11 protein-coding genes are annotated in these 14605 nt (G+C 58.8%); 5 read left to right on the top strand and 6 right to left on the bottom strand.

Translation table 11 applies throughout. The annotated features are described in order from the left end of the window. Nucleotides 1-187: 187 nt before the first annotated feature. Complete coding sequence (locus PFAS1_RS12085) at nucleotides 188-1993, top strand: DAHL domain-containing protein (RefSeq protein WP_076029303.1); 1806 nt, start codon at nucleotides 188-190, stop codon at nucleotides 1991-1993. A 259-nt stretch (nucleotides 1994-2252) separates the two neighbouring features. Beyond that, nucleotides 2253-2813 (top strand): lipid-binding SYLF domain-containing protein, encoded by a 561-nt coding sequence (locus PFAS1_RS12080; RefSeq protein WP_074871923.1) that lies wholly within the window; start codon nucleotides 2253-2255, stop codon nucleotides 2811-2813. 82 nt (nucleotides 2814-2895) lie between these two features. Here PFAS1_RS12080 and PFAS1_RS12075 read toward each other — a convergent pair whose 3' ends face one another. Then, a complete protein-coding gene (locus PFAS1_RS12075; RefSeq protein WP_008150208.1) occupies nucleotides 2896-3816 on the bottom strand; it encodes a LysR substrate-binding domain-containing protein in 921 nt (306 codons plus the stop codon). A gap of 158 nt (nucleotides 3817-3974) precedes the next feature. Here PFAS1_RS12075 and PFAS1_RS12070 point away from each other — a divergent pair, with 158 nt between their 5' ends. Then, nucleotides 3975-5372, top strand: a complete 1398-nt coding sequence (locus tag PFAS1_RS12070) for a NorM family multidrug efflux MATE transporter (protein WP_076029302.1) — start codon at nucleotides 3975-3977, stop codon at nucleotides 5370-5372. Nucleotides 5373-5480: 108 nt separating this feature from the next. On the opposite strand, the gene PFAS1_RS12065 is transcribed toward PFAS1_RS12070, so the two are convergent. Next, nucleotides 5481-7154, bottom strand: a complete 1674-nt coding sequence (locus tag PFAS1_RS12065) for a putative bifunctional diguanylate cyclase/phosphodiesterase (protein ID WP_076029301.1) — start codon at nucleotides 7152-7154, stop codon at nucleotides 5481-5483. A gap of 263 nt (nucleotides 7155-7417) precedes the next feature. On the opposite strand from PFAS1_RS12065, the gene rep reads away from it, so the two are divergent. Further along, nucleotides 7418-9427, top strand: coding sequence for a DNA helicase Rep (gene rep, locus PFAS1_RS12060; protein ID WP_008150203.1), 2010 nt, complete (start codon nucleotides 7418-7420; stop codon nucleotides 9425-9427). Between the two features lie 56 nt (nucleotides 9428-9483). Then, nucleotides 9484-10056, top strand: coding sequence for a xanthine phosphoribosyltransferase (locus PFAS1_RS12055; RefSeq protein WP_008150200.1), 573 nt, complete (start codon nucleotides 9484-9486; stop codon nucleotides 10054-10056). Nucleotides 10057-10185: 129 nt separating this feature from the next. Here PFAS1_RS12055 and PFAS1_RS12050 read toward each other — a convergent pair whose 3' ends face one another. From PFAS1_RS12050 to alr, 4 genes are all read right to left on the bottom strand, one after another. Continuing rightward, nucleotides 10186-12108, bottom strand: a complete 1923-nt coding sequence (locus tag PFAS1_RS12050) for an acetyl-CoA hydrolase/transferase C-terminal domain-containing protein (protein ID WP_076029300.1) — start codon at nucleotides 12106-12108, stop codon at nucleotides 10186-10188. Nucleotides 12109-12242: 134 nt separating this feature from the next. Continuing rightward, nucleotides 12243-12668 (bottom strand): c-type cytochrome, encoded by a 426-nt coding sequence (locus tag PFAS1_RS12045; protein WP_074871930.1) that lies wholly within the window; start codon nucleotides 12666-12668, stop codon nucleotides 12243-12245. Nucleotides 12669-12836: 168 nt separating this feature from the next. Next, nucleotides 12837-13385 carry a cupin domain-containing protein gene (locus PFAS1_RS12040; RefSeq protein ID WP_064680419.1) on the bottom strand — a complete coding sequence of 183 codons (549 nt, stop codon included), beginning with the start codon at nucleotides 13383-13385 and terminating at the stop codon, nucleotides 12837-12839. Nucleotides 13386-13510: 125 nt separating this feature from the next. Beyond that, complete coding sequence (gene alr / locus PFAS1_RS12035; protein WP_008150193.1) at nucleotides 13511-14584, bottom strand: alanine racemase; 1074 nt, start codon at nucleotides 14582-14584, stop codon at nucleotides 13511-13513. Nucleotides 14585-14605: the final 21 nt, after the last annotated feature.

Raw genomic sequence — 14605 nt, 5'->3', positions numbered from 1 at the left:
CTGATTGACACGATAGCGGTGCAGATAGCGATAGTGCATTCGGTGTATTTATCAACGATGTCCGCCAACAACGCTAGGCTTACAAACATTGTGGTGACTATCGCCATTTTGCAGGGAGCGCAAAAATGGAAATCATTAACCGTCGGCAATCCCTCTCTTTCAAGAAGGCCCAGGGAGAACTGCCGCAATGAAGCTTTCCAATCATTACAAATGGACTGCCCTGGGCGCCATTACGCTGACCCTTTTCAGCGTACTGATATTTTTGCTGATCAAATCCTATACCTACGACACATCGACCTACTTCGAGTCGCGCGACTTCGTTCGCCAACTCAAACAGTTCGATGCCAACTGGAACGTGAAGATCCTGAGAGCAAAGATCGGCATGAACAACAATCTGCTTCTGGTAGCGCATCCTGAAGCAGAGCAACGATGGCAGAAGCTCGACGACCTCAACGCTGCCGGACCGCTTTCGACCCTTTGGCAATCCCGACGCCAGGGTTATCTGGATGCGGTGGAAAACAAAACCCGACTGGTCGAGCAATTCAAACAGCACAACACGGTATTGCGCACTTCACTGGATGCCCTGCCTGAACAGGAAGATGACATTCAGGCATTACTGGACAATAACAACCAGGATTTAACCGCCGCCTCAAACGTATTCGATCTCACGCTGGCAACCCTTGAGTACGCCCTCTATGTATCCCGTGACAAAGCCGACGAGATCGCCCATCAACTGAACGAACTCAACGAATACATCGACCAGCTGCCACTTGATCGGCGCCAGCCTTTTACTGCATTTGTCGAGCATGTAAACGCCATCGTTCGAGAGCAGCCCATCGTCAATGATCTGCTTGACCGCATCAGTGTGATTCCGGTCGCACAGCAACTGGACAGCATCAACGAATTATTGAACGAGACACAACGGCGCACTGGCGCGACAGACCGCCAATATCACCTTTATCTCGGAATATGCGCCGGCATCATGGCGCTGCTGTTGTTGTATCTGGCCGGCCGCCTGATTCGCAGTTATGCCCTGATCAACAAAATGAACAATGAATTGCAAACGGCAAACGAGCGATTGGAGCAACGCGTCGAGGAACGCACCCGCGAGTTGATCGAAGCCGAGCGCGAATTGGTCGATGCCGCGCGAATGGCCGGCATGGCTGAGATCGCCACCAATGTGTTGCACAACGTCGGCAATGTGCTGAACAGCGTTAACGTATCGGCAGATTTAATCACCCGCAAAATAGCGGTCAGCAAAACCCTGGGCCTGGGTAAAGCGGTAAACATGATGAACGAGCATGCCGACGACCTGGGGCAATTCATGACCTTCGATGAAAAAGGCAAACTGCTGCGCGGTTACTTCAATCAACTGGTCGACTCCATCGCGACCGAACAATCGAGCATCGTTGACGAACTATCACAACTCACCAAAAGCATCGATCACATCAAGGACATTGTTTCCACCCAACAGGCCTATGCCGGCGCCGCCAGGCTGGTCGAGCCGTTGAACGTCGTCGATCTGTTCGAGGACGCGCTACGCATGAATTCCGGGGCGTTGAGTCGCCATCATGTCGTTGTCACCAAGGACTACCAGGACACGCCGACGATCATCGGCGACAAACACCGACTGCTGTTGATCCTGATCAACCTGATCAGCAATGCCAAATATGCAATGTCCAAGATCAGCGATCGTCAGCGCCAGATGATACTGGGCGTCAAGATTGTCGATAACGCAACACTGCGCCTCAGCGTGGAAGATCAGGGCGAAGGGATCGCTGCCGAGAACATCACCCGCATCTTTAATCACGGCTTTACCACGCGTAAGGAAGGCCATGGTTTTGGCCTGCACAGTTGTGCGCTGGCGGCGGTAGAAATGAACGGGCATCTTCGCGTGCATAGCGATGGACCAGGCCACGGAGCGGTTTTCACCCTGGAGATTCCGCTGGAGACGGCGCATGCGTTGCAGGCTGCTGATGTGCCAGTCAGTTAAGCGCAGTCCGTGTGGGGCTTGCTCGCGAAGAGGGTCCAATTCGAAATCTGATTCCATCGCCATGGGTGACAACGAACCCGGCTGAGACCCAGAGGTCAAAGCAGGTGATGACGTCGCCAATGTTCAAAGGCCTCATTCAAGGGCGAAGTCAGTAGCTCACATACTTTAGGGTGCGCCGGATAGTTTCAGCAGGCTCGGATCGTTCCGAGGGGCAAGTGCTGACTGCTGACATCCAATGCTCCCGTATCGGAGTACTAACATGACTCAGTCAATGCGCTTCTTCCTATCGATCTTCCTCGCGACAGCATCATTGGCATCAGCGAGCCTCCTCAACACTGCAGGTGCGGCAACCGCCGAGGACCTGAATGCCGATTCCAAGCAAGCGTTGCAAACGCTTTACAAGGCGTCACCCGTTGCCAAAAACATTTCGCAGAATGCCAAAGCGATTCTTGTCTTCCCGAAAATCATCAAGGCCGGCCTTGTGTTTGGTGGCAGCTATGGCGAAGGCGTGCTGATGAAGGGCTCGCAAGTAGAGAATTATTACAACTCCGTAACCGGGTCCTGGGGACTGCAGGCAGGCGCCCAGTCGTATGGCTATGCGGTTTTCCTGATGACCGACAAAGCCGTGGACTATCTGCGTCAAACCAAGGGTTGGGAAGTCGGCGTAGGGCCCACCGTTGTATTGGTTGATGAAGGGGTGGCGAAGAATCTGTCCAGCACGACAGTGAAGGACGATGCCTACGCGTTCATTTTCGACCAGCAGGGGTTAATGGCCGGGATCAGCATCGAGGGAACCAAGATTTCCCTGATCAAGCGCTGAAAAAGGTCGTCTGGCGCATGGATGCGCCAGTACCAAAAATGCGGGCATAGGGCTCGAGTCCGTCATTGCGGCGGCCAGCGATTCAGCCCAAATGTTGAACGTCGGGCAATTCCATTGCTCGGGCTTCGCCTTGCAGGAAGTCGCTGAGCCTGCGTAAACGTTCACCTCCGGGACGGGTTTTCGGCCAGACCAGGTAATATTTCTCACCGCTGGCGACGGCCGTCGGCCACGGCAGGCTCAGACGTCCCTGAGCCACATCTTCCGCCACCATCAACAGATCGCCCATGGACACGCCATACCCTCGGGCAGCGGCGATCATGCCCAGTTCCAGCGTGTCGAACACTTGCCCACCCTTGAGCGACACCTGATCCGCCAGCCCCATGCGTTCCAGCCAACTGCGCCAGTCGCGGCGATCCGGGGTCGGGTGCAGCAGTTCGGCATTGGCCAGCCGTGCGACATCCCACGGTTGATCCTGCAGAAGATTCGGCGCACCGACTGGAATCAGCTCTTCCGGGAACAGGAAACTCGTCTCCCAGTCCGGTGGGAAATTTCCGTTACTTAGGATGACGGCGCAGTCGAACGGCTCATGGTTGAAGTCCACCGAATCGACGTCCATCCACGCGCTGGTCAATTGCACTTCGTTGCCCGGTTGCAAGTGCCGAAAGCGGCTGAGCCGTGCCAGCAGCCAGCGCATGGTCAGGGTCGACGGCGCTTTCATGCGCAGGATGTCATCTTCGGCGCGCAAGGTATTGCAGGCTCGCTCCAGGGCGGTGAAGCCTTCGCGAATGCCGGGCAGGATCAGCCGCGCCGACTCGGTCAGTTGCAGATTGCGTCCGCTGCGGTGAAACAGCCGACAGGCAAAATGCTCTTCGAGCGTACGAATGTGTCGGCTAACCGCGCTTTGGGTGATCGACAGTTCTTCGGCCGCACGGGTAAACGAACTGTGCCGCGCCGCCGCTTCGAATGCGCGCAGGGCATACAAGGGAGGAAGACGACGGGACATTCGGAAAGCTCCTATAGCGGGATTCGATCACCCTAGCAGAAACTCTCCAGCATGAGTTTGAATCATGCCACCCATCCTTTTTATCCCTTTGTGCAAACCCCGTAGAGCGCCGAGAATCAACGCTTTCTGTCCCTCTTCAATTATCGAGCGTGATGACCATGCAGCATCCAGCACGTACCGAACTCTGGGCCATCCTGCGGCTGGCGGGGCCGTTGATTGCCTCGCAGTTGGCGCACATGCTGATGGTCCTCACCGACACCTTGATGATGGCGCGCCTGAGTCCCGAAGCGCTGGCCGGTGGCGGTTTGGGCGCCGCCACTTACTCGTTCGTGTCGATCTTCTGCATTGGCGTGATCGCCGCGGTCGGCACTCTGGTGGCGATCCGTCAGGGTGCCGGCGACATCGTCGGCGCCGCCAGGCTGACCCAGGCCGGGTTATGGCTGGCGTGGTTGATGGCGTTGGTGGCCGGGCTGCTGCTGTGGAACCTCAAACCGGTGTTGCTGCTGTTCGGCCAGACCGAAACCAACGTCCACGCGGCCGGGCAGTTCCTGCTGATCCTGCCGTTCGCCCTGCCCGGCTACCTGAGCTTCATGGCCTTGCGCGGTTTCACCAGCGCCATCGGCCGGGCAACACCGGTGATGGTCATCAGCCTCGGCGGCACCGTGGCCAACTTCCTGCTCAATTACGCATTGATTTCCGGCATGTTCGGCCTGCCGAAACTGGGGCTGATGGGCATCGGGCTGGTCACCGCTATCGTCGCCAACTGCATGGCGCTGGCGCTGGCCTGGCACATCCATCGGCATCCGGCCTACAACGCTTATCCCTTGCGCCAAGGCCTGTCGCGGCCTGACCGTCAGTATCTGAGGGAACTGTGGCGCCTGGGCCTGCCGATTGGCGGCACCTACGCAGTGGAAGTCGGACTGTTTGCGTTCGCCGCGCTGTGCATGGGCACCATGGGCAGTACGCAAATGGGCGCACACCAGATCGCCCTGCAAATCGTCTCGGTGGCGTTCATGGTTCCGGCGGGGATTTCCTATGCGATCACCATGCGCATCGGGCAGCACTACGGCGCCGGGCAGTTGTTAAGCGCACGGCTGGCCGGGCGGGTCGGCATTGCTTTTGGCGCGGCGGCGATGATTGCCTTCGCCATGGTCTTCTGGTTGCTGCCGAATCAGTTGATCGGTTTGTTCCTGGACCACAACGATCCGGCGTTCCGTGACGTCATCAACCTGGCCGTGAGCCTGTTGGCGGTCGCCGCGTGGTTCGAGCTGTTCGACGGCACGCAAACCATCGCCATGGGCTGCATTCGCGGGCTCAAGGATGCCAAGACCACGTTCCTGGTGGGTTTGGGCTGTTATTGGCTGATTGGCGCGCCGGCTGCCTGGTGGATGGCCTTCCATTTGAACTGGGGGCCGACGGGGGTCTGGTGGGGATTGGCGCTGGGATTGGCGTGCGCGGCGGTGAGCCTGACGTGGGCGTTTGAGTGGAAGATGAAAAAGATGATTCGGCAGGAGCCGTCGTCAGGGGCAAGTTTCCAAATCGCTCAGCCAGACTGAGATCCCCTGTGGGAGCGGGCTTGCTCGCGAAAGCGGTGTGTCAGTCAAAGTAGATGTCGACTGACACGGCCCTTTCGCGAGCAAGCCCGCTCCCACATTGGTACGGGGTTAGTTCACGACTTCCAGTGCTGACTGCTGGCTGGAACCGAACGTCAGGTACTCAACCAGCTCCGCAAGCGGCAACGGCTTGCTGATCAAATATCCCTGCACCTGATCGCAGCCAAACCCGCGCAACAGGTCCAGTTGCTCCGGCGTTTCTACGCCTTCGGCGATCACTTCAAGATTGAGGTTGTGCGCCAGATTGATCATCGCGTGGACCAGTTTGCGATTCTCTTCGCGCTGTTCCATGCCGCCGACAAAGCTCTTATCGATCTTCAGCAAGGTAATCGGCAGGCTGTTGAGGTGCACGAACGAAGAGAATCCGGTGCCGAAGTCGTCGAGGGAGAAGCGCACACCCAGACGCCCCAACGCATCCATGGTCTGCTTCACCAGATCGCTGCGGCGCATCACCGCGGTTTCGGTCAATTCGAACTCCAGCCATTGCGCCTCGACACCGCGCTCGGCAATCAGCCGACTCAGTGTCGAGAGTAACTGGCTGTCCTGAAACTGCCGGAACGACAGGTTGATCGCCATGTGCAACGCCGGCAAACCCCGTTCGCGCAACGCTTGCATGTCGCGCAAGGCCCGGGAAATTACCCAGTAACCCAGCGGCACAATCAAGCCGCTTTGCTCGGCCAGCGGCACGAATTCGCTGGGTGGCAGCAAGCCGCGCTCGCCATGACGCCAGCGCACCAGGGCTTCGAGGCCGACGATCTGCCCGTCCTCAAGGTTCAGGCGAGGCTGGTAATGCAGTTCCAGCTCATCCCGGCGCAACGCCCGGCGCAGCTCGCTTTCGAGGTCGGCCATGCTGCGGGCATTGCGATTGATGCGTTCGTTGAAGATGTGAAAGGTACAGCCTTGAGTGCTTTTGGCCTGTTGCATGGCGATGTGTGCGTGCCACATCAGCGGGTCGGCGCCGGCCTGGGCTCGGGCGTGGGCAATGCCGAGGCTGGAGCCGATCAACAGGCTTTCGCCGTCGACCCAGTAAGGCTCGGCCAGCGCTTCGGTGATCCGTTCGGCCATCCATTCGGCGCGCTGAGGCGCGCGACGGGTGTCGATCAGCAGGGCGAACTCATCGCTGCCCAGTCGGGCCAACTGATCGCTGGCCTCAAGCTGGCTTTTCAGCCGCGCGACCACTTGCAGGATCAGCCGGTCACCGGCCTGGTGGCCGAGGGCGTCGTTGGCGTGGCGGAAGTTGTCGAGGTCGAGGTGACCGAGGGCCAAGCCGCGACCGTCGTTTTCCGCCAGGCGTGCCGCCAGCAAGGTCTGGAAACCCTGGCGGTTGGCGATGCCGGTCAGCGGGTCTTGCTCGGCCAAGCGTTGCAGGGTGTTTTCCAGCAAGCCACGTTCGCGCACATGCCGCAGGCACCGGCGCAACATGCCGGGATCGAGCAAATCGCGCACCAGCCAGTCACTCACACCATCGGGCGGCAACAGTGGCTCATGTTCGAGCAGCAATACCGTCGGCAGGCTGCAACGGCCAGGTAAAGGTTGAAGCGCTGGAATCGTCAACAACACCGCGTTGCGGTTGTCATCGAACAGACTGCTGACTGACTCCCAGCCCGGAGCGCTGATGAGCACGGTCGAGCTCCCCATCGGAGCCAGACACTCGCGCAACAACGCTGCCCACGCTGGCTCTTCGGCCAGTAGCAGCAAACGCAAGGGTTCGACAGGCGTAGACAAGCTAGCTCCCTAGACTCTGCAAAGATGTAGGCGGCGGGCATTATGCAGCGCCGGTAACCAATGACCAAATGACCCCGGTTATCAAACGCGGCTTTGTATCTTGAATAACGAACAATAGACGCACATTCAACGCGCATCCTGCGTGAAAGTATCAAAACCGGCAAATATAGATAGCGTGCTGCGTCACAAGTCGGAGAGAGCAGCACAATTCGCTGAGCCTGTTAAAATGCCGGCCCATTTCGCAAACGACTTCCTGATTTCGTATGTCCCGACTCAATCCCCGGCAGCAAGAAGCCGTGAGCTACGTCGGCGGCCCTCTTTTGGTGCTCGCCGGTGCAGGCTCCGGCAAGACCAGCGTGATCACCCGCAAGATCGCCCACTTGATCCAGAATTGCGGCATCCGCGCCCAGTACATCGTCGCCATGACCTTTACCAACAAGGCCGCGCGCGAGATGAAGGAACGGGTCGGCACCCTGCTCAAGGGCGGCGAAGGCCGCGGCCTGACGGTCTGCACCTTCCACAATCTGGGCCTGAACATCATTCGCAAGGAACACGTGCGGCTGGGCTACAAGCCGGGTTTCTCGATCTTCGACGAGACCGATGTCAAAGCCTTGATGACCGACATCATGCAGAAGGAATACTCGGGCGACGACGGCGTCGACGAGATCAAAAACATGATCGGCTCGTGGAAAAACGACCTGATCCTGCCGCCCGAAGCCCTGGAAAACGCGCGCAACCCCAAGGAACAGACCGCCGCCATCGTCTACACCCACTATCAGCGCACGCTCAAGGCGTTCAACGCGGTGGACTTCGACGACCTGATCCTGCTGCCGGTGAAGCTGTTCCAGGAACACGCCGACATCCTCGAAAAATGGCAGAACAAAGTCCGCTACCTGCTGGTGGACGAATACCAGGACACCAACGCCAGCCAGTATTTGCTGGTGAAGTTGCTCATCGGCATACGCAACCAGTTCACTGTGGTGGGCGATGACGACCAGTCGATCTATGCCTGGCGCGGCGCGCGGCCGGAAAACCTGATGCTGCTCAAGGACGATTACCCGTCCCTGAAAGTAGTGATGCTGGAGCAAAACTACCGCTCCACCAGCCGCATTTTGCGCTGCGCCAACGTACTGATCTCGAACAACCCGCACGAATTCGAAAAGCAGCTGTGGAGCGAGATGGGCCACGGCGACGAGATTCGCGTGATCCGCTGCCGCAACGAAGACGCCGAAGCCGAGCGCGTGGCCGTGGAACTGCTGACCCTGCACTTGCGCACGGACCGGCCTTACAGCGATTTCGCGATCCTGTATCGCGGCAACTACCAGGCCAAGCTGATCGAGCTGAAGCTGCAACACCACCAGATTCCGTATCGCCTGTCCGGCGGCAACAGCTTTTTCGGACGTCAGGAAGTGAAAGACCTGATGGCCTACTTCCGCCTGATCGTGAACCCGGACGACGACAACGCCTTCCTGCGGGTGATCAACGTCCCACGCCGAGAGATCGGTTCGACCACCCTGGAAAAGCTGGGCAACTACGCCACCGAACGCAAAATCTCGATGTACGCCGCCACCGACGAAATCGGCCTGGGCGAACATCTGGACACGCGCTTTACCGATCGTCTGTCACGCTTCAAGCGCTTCATGGACAAGGTCCGCGAGCAATGCGCCGGCGAGGACCCGATCTCGGCCCTGCGCAGCATGGTCATGGACATCGACTACGAGAACTGGCTGCGCACCAACAGCTCCAGCGACAAGGCCGCCGATTACCGCATGGGTAACGTCTGGTTCCTGATCGAGGCACTGAAGAACACCCTCGAGAAGGACGAAGAAGGCGAGATGACCGTCGAAGACGCCATCGGCAAACTCGTCCTGCGCGACATGCTGGAACGTCAGCAGGAAGAGGAAGACGGCGCCGAAGGTGTGCAGATGATGACCCTTCACGCCTCCAAGGGCCTGGAATTCCCTTACGTGTTCATCATGGGCATGGAAGAGGAAATCCTTCCGCACCGCTCCAGCATCGAAGCCGACACCATCGAAGAAGAACGTCGCCTGGCCTATGTCGGGATTACCCGGGCGCGTCAGACATTGGCCTTCACCTTCGCCGCCAAGCGTAAGCAATACGGCGAGATCATCGATTGCGCGCCGAGCCGCTTCCTCGATGAACTGCCGCCGGACGACTTGGCCTGGGAAGGCACCGACGACACGCCCGTTGAAGTCAAAGCCGTTCGCGGCAATACCGCATTGGCGGATATACGCGCGATGTTAAAGCGCTAGAATCGACTACTTTTTAACCAGCCTTAGACGCATAGCCGTCCTTAGAGGAACGCTTCATGGAAGCACTGCACAAGAAAATTCGCGAAGAAGGCATCGTGCTTTCCGATCAGGTCCTGAAAGTCGACGCCTTTCTGAACCACCAGATCGACCCGGCCCTGATGAAGCTGATCGGCGATGAATTCGCCTCGCTGTTCAAGGATTCGGGCATCACCAAGATCGTCACCATTGAAGCCTCGGGCATCGCGCCGGCGATCATGACCGGTCTGAACCTCGGCGTGCCGGTGATTTTTGCGCGCAAGCATCAATCCCTGACCCTGACCGAGAACCTGCTGTCGGCGACCGTTTACTCGTTCACCAAACAAACCGAAAGCACCGTGGCGATCTCCCCGCGCCACCTGACCAGCAGCGATCGCGTGCTGATCATCGATGACTTTTTGGCCAACGGTAAGGCGTCGCAAGCGCTGATCTCAATCATCAAACAGGCCGGCGCGACGGTTGCTGGCTTGGGTATCGTGATCGAGAAGTCGTTCCAGGGCGGCCGTGCGGAACTGGATGCCCAGGGTTATCGCGTTGAATCGTTGGCGCGTGTTCAGTCGCTGGCTGGCGGTGTCGTAACCTTCATCGAGTAACCCGCAACACCGCAAAACCAATGTGGGAGCGGGCTTGCTCGCGAATGCGGTGTGTCAGTTAACGTTGATGTCGACTGATACACCGCATTCGCGAGCAAGCCCGCTCCCACATTTGATTTGTGTTGGCTGTTACTGTGCGGTGGCTTTGAGGCCGGTGAGCAGTAGCCGTTGAAACAAATCCTCCTTCAGCCCTTCCGGGTTGCTCAGCTGCATGCGCTCCAGATGTTCGGGAAACGATGAAGGCTCCGGCGCATCCAGCGCTGCCTTGCCCAGTTCCAGAATTTCCGTGAGCTTGAACTTGCTCTTCAGCCAGTTCAGCGCCCGCAACAGATCCTTCTCCTCAGCGGTGAAATCACAGCCCAATGGATACTCCGGGAACAACTGCGGATGCCGCGCCTGAATGGCCTGCAAGCGCTGCGCACTGTTGTCGGCGAAGCGTGGATCAAGGCGGAAATTCTTCGGCAACTTGCCGACTGCCTGCGCCTGTTCGATCAACCCCGGCTGGAAACGTGAGTCACTGATATTCAGCAACGCCTCGATCACCGCCGCGTCGGTCTTGCCCCGCAGATCGGCGATGCCGTATTCGGTGACCACGATGTCTCGCAGGTGTCGCGGGATCGTGCAATGGCCGTACTCCCAGACGATGTTCGAACTGACCTCACCGCCCGATTCGCGCCAACTGCGCAGCAGCAACACCGAGCGCGCCCCTTCCAGTGCATGGCCTTGCGCAACGAAGTTGTACTGCCCGCCGACACCGCTGAGTACTCGCCCGTCTTCGAGCTGATCGGCGACGCCGGCACCCAGCAGGGTCATGGTGAACACGGTGTTGATGAAACGCGCATCGAGGCGCTGCAAGCGTTTGAGTTCTTCCTGGCCATAAAGCTCGTTGATGTAGCTGATGCGGGTCATGTTGAATTCGAGCCGCTTGCTCTGCGGCAACTCGCGCAGGCGCTCATAGAAACTGCGCGGCCCAAGGAAGAAACCGCCGTGCACCGAGATGCCGTCAGTCTGCGCAGCTTCGTCCAGGGTGCCGGCATTCGCTTGCTGCTGGGTCGGCACGTCCGGGTAGACCTTGCGCCGCACGATCCCGGCGTCAACCAGTACCAGCAAGCCGTTGACGAACATTTCGCTGCAACCGTAAAGCCCTTTGGCGAACGGTTCGACGCCGCCTTCGCGGTCGATGAGTTGCGCCCACTGGCTGAGATTCACGTCCGCCAGCAACGCCTTGTAACCGTCATTGTCGGCCTGCCGCGCCAGCAGCGCAGCGGTCAGGGCATCACCCATGGCACCGATGCCGATCTGCAAGGTGCCGCCGTCGCGCACCAGCGTGCTGGCGTGCAGCCCGATGAAGTGATCCTGGAAACCCACCGGCATGTTCGGCGTGGAGAACAGCGTGGTGCTGTCCTTCTCGTCGATCAGCAGGTCGAACATATCGATAGCGATTTCGGCATCGCCCGGCATGTACGGCAAATCGTTGTGCACCTGGCCCACCAGCAGGATCGTCTCCCCTGCCGCCCGACGCGTGGCGATCATGGGGAACAGGTCGAGGGTGATGTCCGGGTTGCAGCTCAGGCTCAGGCGGTCGGGGTGCTCGCTATGGCTGGCGACCAATTGCGCCACCAGGTTCAACCCGGCGGCGTTGATGTCCCGAGCGGCGTGGCTGTAATTGCTGCTGACGTAATCCTGCTGGGCCTGCGCGCTGTGGAGCAGGCTGCCGGGTTGCATGAAGAATTGCTGAATATGAATGTTGGGCGGCAGGCTGTCTCGGCGCAGCTCAGCGAGGAAATCCAGTTCCGGATAATCGCCAAAAACCCGCTCGATGAAGGGTTCGAGAAAGCGCTTTTGCAAACCGTCGCCCAAGGGAGGACGGCCCAGGCACAGGGCTGTGTAGATCGTCAGCTGCCGCTCGGGCAATTGCGCGATGCGTTGGAACAGCGCGTTGACGAAGTGGTTGGGTTTGCCCAGACCGAGGGGCAGGCCCATGTGGATATGCGCCGGCAACCGTGCCAAGACATCATCGACCGCTTGCTCGATAGAACACAGCTGCACCATCTGATCCTCCCTTACATTCCGTGAATTGGGGTTGGACCGAGCTTGCCGGGTCTTTACTGCAATGAACAGCCTCGGGCGTAAATCGCAGGTACAAAAAAGCCGCTCGAAAGCGGCTTTTTGATGAAGACGAAGGCTTATTTCAGGCCGGACATCTTCTGGATGGCGCCCTTGAGGTCGGCATCAGAGCAATCGGCGCAGGTGCCTTTTGGAGGCATTGCATTGATGCCGGAGATGGCTTTCGCCAGCAGACCATCGAGGCCGCCTTCTTTCTTGGCGCGCTCGCCCCACGCTGCGGCATCACCGATTTTCGGCGCGCCCAACAGGCCAGTGCTGTGGCAAGCGTTGCAATGTTTTGCAATCACTGAGTCAGGGGTCTTGGCATCTCCACCACCCGCAGACGCAGCAACTTCCATCCCCTTGCACTCTTTACCCTGAACGCAAACCTGGCCGACTGGCTCAAGGCGTTTGGCAATATCGTCGTTGGTCGCAGCTTGTGCGCTGACTGCCCAAAGGGCCAATACGGTTGCTGGTACGGCCAGCATTTTCATAATTAGATTCACGCGTTCACCCTCAATGGTGGCTAGTCACGCCCACGGCCACGGTTCGCAGGCGGGCGCAAGTATAACGATAAGCCCGCCACACTGAAACAACCCTAAAGTCGGAGGGGTCTTATACGTGGCGGAAAAACGACTCGGGCCCCTGCGCAATGCTTGCCGGACGCCTCTTTCTTAGAAATTCGCTGGAGTAGCTGCGCTGATTAGTCGCGCTGGCGCATCGAACGGATTACGGAAACGGTGCGGTTTTGTACTTTCAAAGTAGTAGCTGTCGCCTGCTTCGAGCACAAAAGTTTCAAGCCCTACCACCAGTTCGAGTCGACCTTCGAGCAAAATCCCGGTTTCCTCGCCCTCATGGGTGAGCATCTCTTCGCCGGTGTCGGCGCCTGGCGGGTAGATTTCGTTAAGGAACGCGATGGCCCGGCTTGGGTGAGCCCTGCCGACCAGCTTCATGGTCACTGCACCATCGGAAATATCGATCAGCTCGTTGGCTTTGTAGACGATCTGAGTCGGTTTTTCCTGCAGGATCTCTTCGGAAAAGAACTCGACCATGGACATGGGAATCCCGCCCAGTACCTTCCTCAGCGAACTGATCGAGGGGCTGACGCTGTTCTTCTCGATCATCGAAATGGTGCTGTTGGTGACGCCCGCGCGTTTGGCGAGTTCACGCTGGGAAAGTCCTTTGAGCTTACGGATCGATTGCAGTCGTTCACCGACGTCCAATGCTGGAGCCTCCGGGATTCAGGTTGTTGGAATATGAGCGTTATCATGGCGACAGCGTTCAGTATTTACAACACTTGGGCCTGAATCCTGTTCGGTGAAGCGACTTTCGGTCGGGGCGCTTTAACCTAAGCCCCGGAATAGAGCATTGGCACCCGGCGCAGGTTGCAGAAGATCTGGTAGGGAATCGTGCCTGCGGCGGCCGCCACGTCACTGGCGAGGATATTTTTGCCCCACAACTCGACAGTCGAACCGAGGCCGGCTTGCGGCACATCGGTCAGGTCGATGCAGAGCATGTCCATCGACACCCGGCCAATCAACTGGCTGCGCTGCCCGGCGACCATTACTGGCGTACCGGTCGGTGCCTGACGCGGATAGCCGTCGGCGTAACCCATGGCCACCACGCCCACGCGCATCGGTTTCTGGGTGATAAATTTGGCGCCGTAGCCGATCGGCTCGCCGGCCGGCAGTTCACGCACGCAAATCACTTTCGATTCGAGGGTCATCACCGGTTGCAGGCGCGATGCCACGGCGTTGGCTTCTTCAAACGGGGTCGCGCCGTAGAGCATGATGCCCGGGCGAACCCAGTCACTTGGAATCTGCGGCCAACCGAGTACTGCCGGTGAATTGCGCAGGCTGACCTCGGCTGACAAGCCTTGGCGCGCCGCTTCGAACACCGCGACCTGCTCGATACTGGCCTGACTGTGCAGCTCATCGGCCCGGGCGAAGTGGCTCATCAGAACAATCTTCGCCACCTTGCCGCTGGCCAGCAGCCGTTGATAGCCCGCCTGATAATCCTTTGGATGCAAGCCCACTCGATGCATGCCCGAATCGAGCTTGAGCCAGACCGTGATCGGCTTGCTCAGTGCAGCGTTCTCGATGGCTTCGAGCTGCCACAGCGAATGCACCACACACCAGAAGTCATGCTCGACGATCAGCGACAGTTCATCGGCTTCGAAAAAACCTTCCAGCAACAACACCGGCGCACGAATGCCCGCGGCTCGCAGCTCCAACGCTTCTTCGATACAGGCTACGGCGAAACCGTCTGCTTCGGCTTCCAGCGCCTGGGCGCAACGCACCGCGCCATGGCCGTAGGCATCGGCCTTGATCACCGCGAGGGCCTTGGCCCCCGTGACTTCACGGGCGATTTGGTAGTTGTGACGCAGGGCTTGAAGGTCGATCAGGGCACGGGCTGGACGCATGGCGGCAGACTTCTAGGCGGT

The organism is Pseudomonas frederiksbergensis (genome assembly GCF_001952935.1).
In the GTDB taxonomy this organism is placed as follows: domain Bacteria; phylum Pseudomonadota; class Gammaproteobacteria; order Pseudomonadales; family Pseudomonadaceae; genus Aquipseudomonas; species Aquipseudomonas frederiksbergensis.
Note: the sequence above shows the minus strand (reverse complement) of the source record. Positions and strands in the feature narration are given on the sequence as shown.

Excerpts from the sequence above, each read along its gene's own strand:
- PFAS1_RS12085 (WP_076029303.1), top strand. The coding sequence starts at position 188 with ATGAAGCTTTCCAATCATTACAAATGGACTGCCCTGGGCGCCATTACG.
- PFAS1_RS12080 (WP_074871923.1), top strand. The coding sequence starts at position 2,253 with ATGACTCAGTCAATGCGCTTCTTCCTATCGATCTTCCTCGCGACAGCA.
- PFAS1_RS12075 (WP_008150208.1), bottom strand. The coding sequence starts at position 3,816 with ATGTCCCGTCGTCTTCCTCCCTTGTATGCCCTGCGCGCATTCGAAGCG.
- PFAS1_RS12070 (WP_076029302.1), top strand. The coding sequence starts at position 3,975 with ATGCAGCATCCAGCACGTACCGAACTCTGGGCCATCCTGCGGCTGGCG.
- rep (WP_008150203.1), top strand. The coding sequence starts at position 7,418 with ATGTCCCGACTCAATCCCCGGCAGCAAGAAGCCGTGAGCTACGTCGGC.
- PFAS1_RS12055 (WP_008150200.1), top strand. The coding sequence starts at position 9,484 with ATGGAAGCACTGCACAAGAAAATTCGCGAAGAAGGCATCGTGCTTTCC.
- PFAS1_RS12050 (WP_076029300.1), bottom strand. The coding sequence starts at position 12,108 with ATGGTGCAGCTGTGTTCTATCGAGCAAGCGGTCGATGATGTCTTGGCA.
- alr (WP_008150193.1), bottom strand. The coding sequence starts at position 14,584 with ATGCGTCCAGCCCGTGCCCTGATCGACCTTCAAGCCCTGCGTCACAAC.